Genomic DNA, 12,071 nt, shown 5'->3' with positions numbered 1-12,071 from the left:
CACGTTTCGGTATTTAATCACAAACAGAGTTTCGCTGCGCGAAAGGCAGTTTCCTTTTGCGGAGCAAAAGGAGACTATGTCACCCTCGATGATATTGAAGGCTGGCCGCCACGGCCATCTCGTCGCAACGCTCATTCTCTGGATGCCCGGCATGTCCTTTGACATGATGAAACGTCAAACTGTGCAAGGCGACCAGCTGGTCGAGCTGTCGCCAATGTTCGACATTCTTGACTGGCACCTTCTTCTTGCCTTCCAGTCGCATCCAACCTCGCGACTTCCAACCAGCCATCCATTCAGTCAGCCCTTGCAAGACATACTTGCTATCCGAATAGAGCTCGACGCGACACGATTTCTTTAGGGAGTTCAGGCCTTCGATGACGGCTTGCAATTCCATTTGGTTGTTGGTCGTTTCCACCGCGCCGCCAGAGCCTGTAAGTTCTTTGCCGGTCTTGGTATCGCGCAGGATAAACGCCCAGCCCCCAGGCCCAGGATTGCCGCTGCAGGCGCCGTCGGTGTACAGCTGCACACAGCGCAAGGCCCGCTTGGTGTTTTCGTCAGTCGCTTCTGTATCTTCAGTATCTTCTGTATCGCTCATCTTCGCGATTATACAGCCAAGCCGGCGATCGTTGAACACTCGTCCCGGGCAGACGTAGCCGATCTCGCCAGAGATTGGAAGGGTTGATGGTCGTGCAGCCAAAGTCTGGCGACTTCGGCTACGAAAAAGACGTAGCCGATCTCGCTAGAGATTGGAAGGGTTGATGGTCGTGCATCCAAAGTCTGGCGACTTCGGCTACGAGTCTAGAGAGACTCGACCAGGTTGCGGACAGTGGTGGAATTGCGGAACTCTTCCGAACAGAAATTGAGCAATTGATCGACGACAGACTTGGCTTCTTGAGTACGACTGTGGTTGACTAACATGCGAGTCTTGCCAATATAAGCCGCCTCGAAGAACGGATCGGCTTCGATGGCACGATCGTAACTTTGGAGAGCTTCTGCAATTCGGCCTAGCTGGGCCAGGCACTCGGCCCGATTGTTCCAGAGGGCTGGTTCATCGGCGCCTTGCGTAATCAATTTATCGAAGCAATCAATCGCTTCGTTGAATTGGTGACTATAAGTCAGGGCCATGGCCAGCTCGAACAGTGCCAGCGGACTGCGCGAAGAGTCAAAGATGCGTCGTAAGTCGTCCAGGGCCCCAGCTTCCTGCAAACGAACTCGGCAAGCGGCCAGTCCCAGTTGAGCTTCGAAACTATCGGGACCCAACCGCACGGCTTGTGCGTAACTGGCCGCAGCCTCGCGATACTGCTCCATTTCACGCAAGGTGTTGCCGCAATTGCACCAAGCCACAGCGTCATTGGCATCGATCGCTAAAGCGGCAGCGTAACAACGCAGCGCTAATTCATGCTGCCCCGCATCATCCAGCATTGATCCCATGTTGACCCATGCGTCTGTCATAGCGGGAGCCAACTCCAGCGCCTGGTTGTAACAGTCGCATGCATTGGCGATGTCGTCAGCGTCCCGGTAGGAATTGCCCAGCATATATAGCGAACTTGCAGCGAATTCTCCGCCCAAATTCGAGCAAGCCTTCAAGGCCATTACAGCGTCAGGGAGTTCCTGCCGCTGGTGATGCAAGCAACCCTTCAAATACAATAATCGCGCACTGTCCGGATAGACCTGTAACGCACTGACAACGACATTGAGCGCCAAGTCTGTCTGATGCGAGTCGAGCAACTGCTCGACATCTTCAGCCAATTTTAGTTCTCGCGCTTCGCTCATTAGCGCCCTTCCACCGCCTACAGATAATTCTCGTAAAGCCATTGCCACAGTCTAGCAGACTTTCTACCCAATAATCCAAAAGATAATTTGACAAATACTTAAAAAAGCATGAGGAAGACCTCTAGTGTAAATGCGTTCAGATGTTTGAGCATAATGAGTTGGGGCAAAAGATGGAGTCATTGCGGTAAAGGTAAACTGAATCGAACTGCCAGCCCAGGCTGGAGGTTCTCGGCCCAGATCTCGCCTTCATGTTCGAGAATGATTGAGCGGCAGATGGGTAATCCCAACCCGAGACCCTCGGGCTTGGTAGTTTGAAAAGGTTGAAAGACCGATTCAAAATCGGTGTTGGGTAGTCCTGGACCATTGTCTTCCACGCTAACCAGGATCTTGTTACCACTTCGCTGAGTCCGAATTCTAATTTGAGGCTGAGGGCACGCGATCGCAGTAAGCGCTTCGCACGAGTTGCGAATCAAGTTGACTAAGACTTGCTCTACCTGCAGTCGGTCCAGCAGAGCCGGAGGTAGCGTTGAATCAAGCTCTTGGATGATCTCGACTCTGGCCTGTTTCAAATCGAACTGAAGCAGTGCTAGCGCTTCGCGAACCACACCATTAATGTTAACGGAACAGGCCACCGAATCGCTGCGCCGCGCAAAGCCCCGCAGCCGCTGAATGATGTCATTGGCTCGCTGAACCTGCTCGATAATTTCTTTGTTCCAGTCGACCACCTTTTCACCACATGCGGCGCAGTTTGTATTGAGATGATGTTGGCAAGCGAATGCGAAGTTACTGATGGAATAAAGTGGTTGACGAAGTTCGTGCGTGATGACCGCAACCATCTCACCCAATAGGGACAATCGCGAAGCATGGCGCAACAGCTCTTCTTTTTTGTGTAGCTCCTCTTCGGCTTGTACCAGGCTCGTCACATCACGTCCCACGCCCTGCACACACACAAATTTACCGAGTTGGTCGAAGAGGCCGATGGCATACCACTCCTCCCAAAATGTACTGCCATTGTGATGAAGGCGGAGGCGCACACGTTCTGTTGGCCGATCGGGTGTCAAGCTATCGATGACCTTGAGCACTTTAGCCAGTTCATCGGCGTCGCGGATGTCGGTAACTTTCGATGCCAGCACTTCTTCCAGCGTCACGTCGTAGTGTTTCTTGTAGGCTTCATTGGCGAACGTCAGAGCACCTTCGGCGTTGACATGAATAATCATCTCGCTCTGATTCTCGACGATCGATCGATAGCGCAACTCGCTCTCCTGCAGTTGCCGTTGTGTCTCGACCAAATTCGTGACGACCCGTCCGATTGCCTGGTAACCAACCAGCGTCCCATCGACATCGTACAGGGCGCGCCCATTCCATTCTGCCCAATCCTGTGAACCATCGGGACGGGCGACCTTGATGACCATGCTGCCGGTTGGGTTGGCGCGATCGATCGAATGCACCAGCGCCGAGACTGGCTGACGATAGTCGGGATGAATATTTTCAAAGCAGTTCGTACCAATGCATTGTTCGGGCGTCAGTTGATAGCGACTGCAGTAGGCTTTGTTGGCGAAGGTTACTTTCCCATCGAGCGTAAATCTTACGATCATCTCTGTTTGATCTTCGACGATCGATTGATAATTTTGCTGACTAATGCGCAGGGCCTTTTCCAGTTCCTGTCGTTCTTGGATTTCCTCGGTCAGCTGGCGGTTGATTGCCTTGAGCTGTTCAGTTCGCAGATTAACGGTTTGTTCCAGCACAACTTGCGTGGATGCCAAGGCTTCGCGGCAGCCTGCCAACTGCTGCTCAATATCTGCCATATGCCGCAGCTGGCTAGCTGTGATGCCGTTCCGTCGCCACCAAAAAGCTACGGCCGTGAGAGCTGATGTTGTGGCAGCGATACCGAACCAGGTCAAGTACATACAGCGTCCAGTTGGGCATCAGAATCGTGAAGTGTTTGGCCTCGGCATATTTTCCAAATTCCCTTGGGCCCAACAAGCCAGTTTGACTGCGGTTTGCCGCAATGATCCGCGAAATCGTGGGATTTGACTCAATCAACTCTTTTCGAATTCCTTAAGACTTCTATTCTTTTCATTGACGTTGAAGTGGTGGGAGCTTTAACGCCCAAGGAACGTTACTGGGATGAATGAACTACAACAATCTACGACGGGAGTCGTGTGTCTGGTCGATGATCAGGTTGAAAATCGCGCTCTGATCTATGCTCTGGCGCTGCGCCTCGGATTGCGATTCGCGTGTGACGAGCATCCGAACGCTTTCCAGCCTGGCATGTTAGCGATACGGCCAGCGTGCTTGATCATTGCGGATAGATTCATGCCAAAATCCGACTCAGAGGTGTCGCTTGACTCCGACTTCTCTGATCCGGGTCAACACGCAGGCAATCTGGAACCTGCGCATCCAACCACCAGCTTAGATTTCACCGGCAATCATCTGGCTACAATTGTGCTCTGCGAGCAACCTCATATTTACGACGTGGTGAAGTATATGCGGGCCGGCGCGATAGGCGTGCTAGCAGAGCCGCACGACCCTGAGCTAATCGCTCAATGGATTCATGAGGCACTGCGCGTCGATAAGCAACGTTTTCGCACTTATTGTCGCGCGCAGGAGCTGGCCAAGACTTATTCGCAGTTCAGTCGCCGCAAACAAGTGGTACTGCGGCATATGATCGACGGTCGGGCCAGCAAGTGGAGCGCTCACACTTTGGACGTCTCTCGCCGCACCATCGAGTTGGACCGGGCTGAGATTCTGGCTGCATTTGGTGCTAGCAATGCTATTGAATTGGCGCGTGCCGTCGGCCCGTGGTTAGACCAACTGCACTGGGGAACTCCCCATGTCACTCCAAAAGCAGAGTGTGAAGCAGTAGCTCAATAGTCATGGACCGTCCGAATGGAGTCTTTGCCGCAGGTAGTTTCGGGCAGTTGCGCTTGCTACAATTTCCGGCCAATTCCTTGGGGACCGGAAAAGGGGGTGAGCATACAGACATGGAGAAGCCCGGATACGTTTTCATCGTCGATGATGACGAGGGTTCCCGTCGCTCTGTAGCGGCGCTTGTGGAGCCTCTGGATGTCCATGTCGAATGTTTTGCGACTGCCGAAGAATTCATCAGCGCCTACGCTCATCAGCGCCCCGCGTGTCTGGTCACAGATCTCCGCATGCCTGGTCTGAGCGGAGTGCAATTGCTGGAAGATCTGCGCGAGCGGGGGCTGAACCTCTCCGTCCTGGTCATGACGGCTTATCCGGATACGCGCTCGACGGTGCGCGCCATGCGAGGTGGTGCGGTCAATCTGATCGAAAAACCATGCAATCCACAAGAACTCTTTGATGCGATCGCCCATGGCCTGGACGACGACCGCGAACGGATTGGCCAGGAACAACTGACCCGCCTGGCCGCCGAGAAGGTGGCTAGCCTGACGCCTGCTGAGTTGGACGTCATGAAACTCTTGACCAGCGGCAAAGCCAACAAGGTCATCGCTTCACAACTGGATGTCAGCTTGCGAACCGTCGAATCGCGCAGGGCAGCAATCTTCGAAAAGCTGGGTGTCAACAGCGTCGCTGAACTGATGAAAGTTTGGTTGACGATTCATCCATCTAACTGACAAAGCTTGCCGTAAACAATCCGTTTGCCAAAGCCCAAGAGTCAGCAATAAGCACTACCAATGAAAGCATTGCCTTAGTCAACAAAACGTTTTTGCGCAGGTTCGCAATGGACTTTTATCCGCAATTGCCGAAAACTACTCCTATCGGATTCGCTTCACGGCAAACCGATCCAATCGATCGCGAGATAGCATGAGCTGGATGCGAAACAAGCTAAAGGCTCGGGCTAGACGTCAAGGGGTAATTGATCGCGAATGAAGGTTGGTTTCGAGTCCGGTCCACAAGGTGAGTCCTTCAGCAGCTTGATGAAGCGAGGGGCTGAAATCAAGCTGCTGAACTCACCGAATTTTCTTTTGCACCCGTAGCGGAAGCCGTCAAGGCTTTCGACATGCTTGACGCAGGCCGCTACCACAACTGGCTAGCAGATTCTTGGCAAGAGTTCACCCAACGGAAGCGTCACCACGCGTGAGGCACCAAGCGCGGTTTTGGCGGTGACGATAGCTGGTCCTGCTTGCACCTTGCCAATGATCGCCGCTTGCCTGCCCAAGGGATGAGCTTGTAGACAAATGAGTGCCGCCCGAGCTTGGGCACTTGGAACAATGGCTACTAGCTTGCCTTCGTTGGCCACGCTCATTGGGTCGATGCCCAAGATCTCACAGGCCGATTGCACTACGTGCGAGACTGGAATGGCTGATTCCAGAATTTCGATTCCCAGTTTAGCGGCGGTGGCCAGTTCATTGAGCGTGGCCGACAGTCCACCACGAGTTGGATCGCGCAAGACGCGCGTCTCGGGGCACGCAGCCAGGAGTGCTTGGACTAATTCATGTAGCGCAGCGGTGTCGCTGGAGATCGGAGCTTCGAACTGCAAGCCTTCGCGCTCACTCATGATTGTCATGCCATGATCGGCTAGCGTACCACTAACCAGTACCGCATCACCGACTTGAACTTTGGTGGCAGACAGATCAACTGTGGCCGGGATCGCGCCGATGCCGGAAGTGTTGATGTAGCAACCATCGCCATGTCCGCGCTGGACAACCTTCGTATCGCCGGTGACGATCAAGACCCCTGCCTCGCGGGCCGCGCTGGCCATGTCGGTGACGATGCGCTGCAACTGTTCGATAGGAAAACCTTCTTCCAAAATAAAACCGGCGCTCAACACCAGCGGCCTGGCTCCACTCATCGCCAGGTCATTGACAGTCCCATGGACTGCCAGATGTCCGATGCTGCCACCAGAGAAAAACAGCGGTCGCACTACGTAGGTATCCGTAGAGAACGCGTACCTTCCACCTTCGAGCGACAGCACAGACGAATCTCGCAGCTCGTTGAGTTGATTATTGCCAAAGGCGGGCAAGAATACAGTTTCCATTAGTTCGGCCGACAGTTTGCCGCCGCCGCCGTGGCCCAAGATGATTTGAGGGTAATTCGACAGTGGAACCGGGCAACTCAATTGCAGTGCGTCGCTCTTCACATCCATCTCCAATCGGGTTAAACGCCTAAGCAACAGGCCACGACCAATTCGGGAATAGGGCACAACCAGGACCCTCGCAAGAGGTGCTTTTCCCGCTGAGCAGTTGGAACTTTGTGTCCTGTTTCGTATACTTAAGTTTCAGAGGACTACCGCTCAGTTTAGCCACATGTCAAACAGCCTGGAAGGAATTGCGGATGAATCGCTATGGTGCATTCTGCGACGACACTTATGTGAATATGCACCTGACGACCGAGATGGAATTGCCTCAAAACCGCGAAGCGGTCCTGCATTTCTTTGAGCAAATTCAAAAACGCTTTCCCAAACTGAAGAATTTTTTTGCCCGCGAGCGCGCTGAATTTTGCCTGGAAGAAGACAAAGAGGGGCAAGGCAATTGCTGGGTCGCCATCGAACCGCGCCGCATTGGTAGTGCTGTAGTCAATCCCGCCAGCTTCGAAGAGTCCTTGGTACAACATACGGCGGTTTTGGAACTAGCCCCCTACGCGTTGTCGATCAGTCATTTGGATTGTGAATCGCTGAACGTGACCATGGGGTTTGATTTCAACTATCGCGGTAATCAAAACGACCTGTTGGCTGAGGCCTTAGGGGTAATTCCTGCTCACGAAAAGATGTTGGACATCCCGGGCTCAAACGTGTTGGGATACGAGCCAGCCATTCAGTTATCTCTGGACGATGATTGCCGCACGCAATGTCGACTAGCCTTCGAGACTCGCAACAATGCTTACCAGGTTCGCAGTGGCGAATACGCCGAAGAGCAACTGAGTGTCTACCTGGTCGTCCGTCGACTTGATAGTCTCCGACCTGGTGAGAGCTATGTCGACGAATTTCAGCGACTGGCCACGATGTGCCGCGAGATCGTCGACAGCCATCTGATCGAAAACGTGCTTAAGCCTTTGCAGCAAACCATTGCGCTCAAGTAAGTTCGCTTGAGTCAACTTTGATCAGTTGGTTCGTTGACTGCGGAAGCGATCCAATTGAGTGCGATAGTGGACATGGCGTGGATCGAGGGCAATACACTCTTTGGTCAGTTCGATTGCCCGATCGAGATTGCCTTGCCGGAATTCGACTTCGGCCAGCGTATCGATATAGGTAGGTTCACGCTCGGATAGCTCAACGGCCAATTCCGCATGCTGTTTCGCTTCGCTTAACAGCACGTTGCAGCGGGCCAACATCCAGGCAAAGTTGTTGTGGCTGCCGGCATCCTTGGGCCACTTTTCCAAGTGATCGCGCATGCGCTGCGAACATCGCTGTAACAGTTGATCTGCGTCGGACTGCTTGCCAGCTTTAACCAGGCGAGGATAGCAGTGTTCGCATATTTCGATCCCACCGGGACGCAGCGATTCGTATCTGCGAATGCGATCGAGAGCTAGCTCGATTTTGTCGGCCTGAATATCCGCAGCAGCTTGCATGAGATGCCAATATGTGGCCACGGATTCGCGTTCGTCAAAGCCCGCATCGCGAGCCATCGGCAAAGTCGTACGGGCCATAAACATGTTGACCGCCGCTAATCGCCAACCCTGAGCGCCGCCGGCAAAGTCTTCCAATTCCAAACAATTGCGACCTAACCATTCACCCGAAACGAATACGTACGGCTCGTTGGTCTCGCACATCACCGTAGCGACTTCTGCATGTTGCCGTCCTTGATCGAATTGCCCTTGCCGAAACAAATCTATCGCCAGCAGCAGGTGAGTCGTTTCGCTCTGACGTCCGATATCGGCTGACAGCGGACGCAGCCACAGCGAGGTTTCGTATTCCCCAGCCTTCTCGCGGTCGCCCAGCATCTCTAGCGCCGTCACTTGCTTGCGAATCCACTCCAATTGCGAAGGTTGTCGCGCAATCGCGACATCCCAAAACTCGGACGCATTCTCCACGCTACCGTTCAAAAAAAGTATATCCGCCGTTTCATGCATGGGAATTCGAGGATTGGCTTTCAAGAGTGTTGAAGCCACGCGCCGCAAGCCTAACTGCGAAGCGATGCGGGCCAGCTCCGGACAAACACGCTCGGAAGAAGTGCCCATCTTCAAACTGTCTTGCATGACCGCTTCCAGCCACTGTTCAACTTGTCGTGCCGAAGTCGGATCACTGACCAGCGTCGGATCGCTCCGCCATAATCGCTCCAGAGTTCTCCATCGATGCACGCCTTCGTCATCTTTAGCCAGGCTTTCCGGCATGAGCGAATAGAGGCGTTCAGCGCTATATTGCCATTCGGATTGCCGCCACTCCGAATAGAGTTTCATCAATACGATTTGCCGCGTTTCGTTATTGATCTTGCCGTCATTAGCGTCCAGCAGTTCGATGGCGAGTTTGCGCAGCTGAGCCCGCCGGGCGGTGGACATGAGATTGTCGAAGGACTCTTGTCGCTCTTGTCCGCCCTGGTTCATTATCAGATCGAATAACTTGCGAAACAGCAGCTTGCCTTTGTCGACTTCGCCAATGGCCACCAAGAACTGCGCGACTTCGCCGTACTCGCGAAATTCACGTCCCATACCACGCGGAACTTTTTGCAGTGCGCGACGACTCCAGGTTTCAAACCTGTCCAGTTCCATGTCTTTGGCTAAACCGTACGCTTCCAAGCCGCGGTCGTACTCGAGCGTATTCTGAAAGTGCAGCAAGTACTCATGTGCATTGGGGATCAGCTTGGTCAAGGTGGCACCATCGCCACATATCAACAGGGCATCGAGCAATTCGTCGGTGGCGGCAATGGGCAGCGTTTCTTCAGCCTTCTGAATTTCATGGCGTACGTTAGCCAGATGCTGGTCGCTGACGGCCTGGTCATCGGCCAAGTACGCAAAGGCCGCTTGTTGCGCCAAGCCGGAGGTCGAATCGTGGGTCGCGCCCATAACCATCGATTGGACTTGTGAGTCTTTCAGCCAAGGCCAGCGTTGCGCGTGCGTGACGATACGAAACTTGATGGCCGCGCTGGTATCCAGTTGCCAGGCCTCATCAACTTTGCCTTCATACAACAAGTAGAGCGCTCGCTCGTCAATCGGCAGCGCTTGCAATTCTTCGTCACTGGGAGTCAGGCGTTGCAATTGAACTTTGGCTTTTGCCGGATCAACACCTTTGGGTACTGCTTCAGTTCGCAGGTAGTGCCTGGCACGATACGCCATATACTGACGTTGCTGAGGCGGCAAAAGTTGTGAGATGGCGGGCCAGGCTTCGGTGGCATCTCCTTGCTCAAAGGCAGCTTGAACCACTTGGTTCAGATCATCGAATTGGAGATTCGGTAATTGAGCCGTCCAGATAGGCTCATTGATCTTCAGGAGTTCGCGAGCTAAACGCCAATGGCCTTTTTGCGCCAGCGACTTGAGCGTGCCTATGACGCTGCCACGCGTCAAGTTGGCCAGTTCGGCCAACTCGTCGTTATCCTTGGGAGTGATTTCCAAACGTAAAAGTAATTCCAGTGTGCGAGCAGCCACCGCCGTTTGTGGATCTTTGATCGAGATAGCCGCATGAACCTGCGGCAAAGCCACTGCCCCTTGGGCCCACAAATCCAAAAAAGCCTTGCGGCGGGCAACGTACTCGTCCGACTGCAGGTCCCGGATCCATTGTTCGATGCGCAATTCCTGTTCGGTTGGCTGCGATGTCTGGCCCTGAGCCGCGGGCGGCGCATCATCGGTGCGAGCGGTTAAAGGCACGCCGACCAATATCAACAGGCCTATCAGGCACGCAGCTGGTCGTTCACTTGGCCGAAGCATCTGCACTCATCCTCTATCGATCGCTGGGCAAATAGTCGCTGGAAACTGGCTTCCATATACCTCATAATACACTTTCCCGCCGAATTCCTCTGCACTACGGACCCACCTATGAATCCCAATTGTCTCCTTTCGCTCCGCGAAAGGCCCCGCACATTCAACAGCAGCCTGCTTTCCACCATGACCTGCCTGCTGCTAGTGGCATGCTCGCCCGTCTTGGCATTGAGCGCCGAACCTGACAACTGGCCGAATTGGCGTGGTCCCACTGGCAATGGTGTGGCCGCCACCGGGCTGTATCCGACCGCCTGGTCGGAGAGTCAAAATGTTGCTTGGAAAATCTCGCTGCCTGGCAAGGGAGCGTCGACCCCAATCGTCGATCAAGGGCGTGTGTTTATCACTAGCGTAACTTCCGAGGCCAACGTGCTCCAAGCCTTCGATCTGGATGGCCAGGAGTTGTGGAAGACCGAAATCGGCCAAGCGCGAGCCGGTAAACATGTGAAAGCTACTGGCAGCAATTCTTCGCCGCTGTGCGACGGCCAGTTCGTCTACGCTTACTTCAAAAGCGGCGACTTCGCCTGCTGCAAAGTCACTGGCGAAATTGTCTGGCACATTAACTTGCAAGAAAAATATGGCGAAGACACGTTGTGGTGGGATTTGGGGACCAGCCCCGTCTTAACCAAAGATGCCGTGGTCATCGCTGTTATGCAATCCGGTCCCAGCTTCGTGCTAGCTCTTAATCGTGCTACCGGCCAGCAACTCTGGCAATCCGATCGCCAGCTGCCGGCACCTGACGAAGCCAACCAGAGTTATTCAACTCCCATCGTGGCCTCGATCGATGGCCAAGAAGTTTTATTGACACTAGGTGCGGATCATTTAACGTGCCACTCAACTACCGATGGCAAACTGCTGTGGCAACAAGGCGGTTTCAATCCTGACCAAGGACGTTTTATGAGGTCCATCGCTTCGCCGGTGTTAGCTGGCGATTTAGTGATCTGTCCCTACGCGCGCGGCAATACTCTCACAGCTATCAAACTAAAGGCGAATAGCGATGCCGATCGCATCGCCTGGCATCGCACGGATCTGGGTAGCGACGTACCCACCCCAACTATCAGTGGTGATCGACTATACATCATCGGCGATCGGGGCCTAGTGTCGTGCCTCAAGCCTTCTACGGGCGAAACCGTTTGGAGCGAACAATTGCCCAAGCACCGCTCCGTCTACAGTAGCTCGCCGGTAATCGCAGGGGGCCACGTGTACATCACGCGTGAAGATGCGACTACCTTTGTGATCCAAGACGCAGCCACCTACCAACTGGTTTCTACCAACGCAGTAGGTGGCGATACCGTCGCTACGCCCGTCCCCGCCTCCGGCCGCATCTTTCTGAGAACTTATGACCAACTGTTTTGCATCCAGTAGCCATTGCCCCAGTTGGATGCGTCCACGTCCTTATGACCCGATATGATACCGGTCCATTGCCAGAGTAGAGTTACCTTCTGGGCAATGGCCGGGCCCCAAAGGCA

At 54.0% G+C, this 12,071-nt stretch carries 9 protein-coding genes; 4 read left to right on the top strand and 5 right to left on the bottom strand.

Going from position 1 to position 12,071, the window contains the following annotated elements; genetic code table 11:
* Positions 1–79: 79 nt before the first annotated feature.
* The 3 genes from rnhA to SH573x_RS26445 all read right to left on the bottom strand — a co-directional run bounded on the left by rnhA (position 80) and on the right by SH573x_RS26445 (position 3,680).
* Positions 80–595, bottom strand: a complete 516-nt coding sequence (rnhA, locus tag SH573x_RS26455) for a ribonuclease HI (protein WP_479351060.1) — start codon at positions 593–595, stop codon at positions 80–82.
* Positions 596–798: 203 nt separating this feature from the next.
* A complete protein-coding gene (locus tag SH573x_RS26450; RefSeq protein WP_479351059.1) occupies positions 799–1,773 on the bottom strand; it encodes a tetratricopeptide repeat protein in 975 nt (324 codons plus the stop codon).
* Between the two features lie 176 nt (positions 1,774–1,949).
* Positions 1,950–3,680, bottom strand: a complete 1,731-nt coding sequence (locus SH573x_RS26445) for a PAS domain S-box protein (RefSeq protein ID WP_479351058.1) — start codon at positions 3,678–3,680, stop codon at positions 1,950–1,952.
* 220 nt (positions 3,681–3,900) lie between these two features.
* Here SH573x_RS26445 and SH573x_RS26440 point away from each other — a divergent pair, with 220 nt between their 5' ends.
* On the top strand, positions 3,901–4,647 hold the full coding sequence (locus SH573x_RS26440; RefSeq protein ID WP_479351057.1) for a response regulator transcription factor: 747 nt from the start codon (positions 3,901–3,903) through the stop codon (positions 4,645–4,647).
* 2 nt (positions 4,648–4,649) lie between these two features.
* The gene (locus tag SH573x_RS26435) at positions 4,650–5,372 is read left to right on the top strand and encodes a response regulator transcription factor (protein ID WP_479351056.1); all 723 of its coding nucleotides are present in this window, start codon (positions 4,650–4,652) and stop codon (positions 5,370–5,372) included.
* Between the two features lie 416 nt (positions 5,373–5,788).
* On the opposite strand, the gene hypE is transcribed toward SH573x_RS26435, so the two are convergent.
* Positions 5,789–6,838, bottom strand: a complete 1,050-nt coding sequence (hypE, locus tag SH573x_RS26430; RefSeq protein ID WP_479351055.1) for a hydrogenase expression/formation protein HypE — start codon at positions 6,836–6,838, stop codon at positions 5,789–5,791.
* A gap of 194 nt (positions 6,839–7,032) precedes the next feature.
* Here hypE and SH573x_RS26425 point away from each other — a divergent pair, with 194 nt between their 5' ends.
* Positions 7,033–7,776 (top strand): hypothetical protein, encoded by a 744-nt coding sequence (locus SH573x_RS26425; protein ID WP_479351054.1) that lies wholly within the window; start codon positions 7,033–7,035, stop codon positions 7,774–7,776.
* A 21-nt stretch (positions 7,777–7,797) separates the two neighbouring features.
* On the opposite strand, the gene SH573x_RS26420 is transcribed toward SH573x_RS26425, so the two are convergent.
* Positions 7,798–10,554, bottom strand: a complete 2,757-nt coding sequence (locus SH573x_RS26420; RefSeq protein ID WP_479351053.1) for a tetratricopeptide repeat protein — start codon at positions 10,552–10,554, stop codon at positions 7,798–7,800.
* Positions 10,555–10,731: 177 nt separating this feature from the next.
* Here SH573x_RS26420 and SH573x_RS26415 point away from each other — a divergent pair, with 177 nt between their 5' ends.
* Positions 10,732–11,967 carry an outer membrane protein assembly factor BamB family protein gene (locus SH573x_RS26415; protein ID WP_479351052.1) on the top strand — a complete coding sequence of 412 codons (1,236 nt, stop codon included), beginning with the start codon at positions 10,732–10,734 and terminating at the stop codon, positions 11,965–11,967.
* Positions 11,968–12,071: the final 104 nt, after the last annotated feature.

Source organism: Rania fehmarnensis (assembly GCF_056494185.1).
This window is presented reverse-complemented; position numbering and strand designations above follow the sequence as displayed.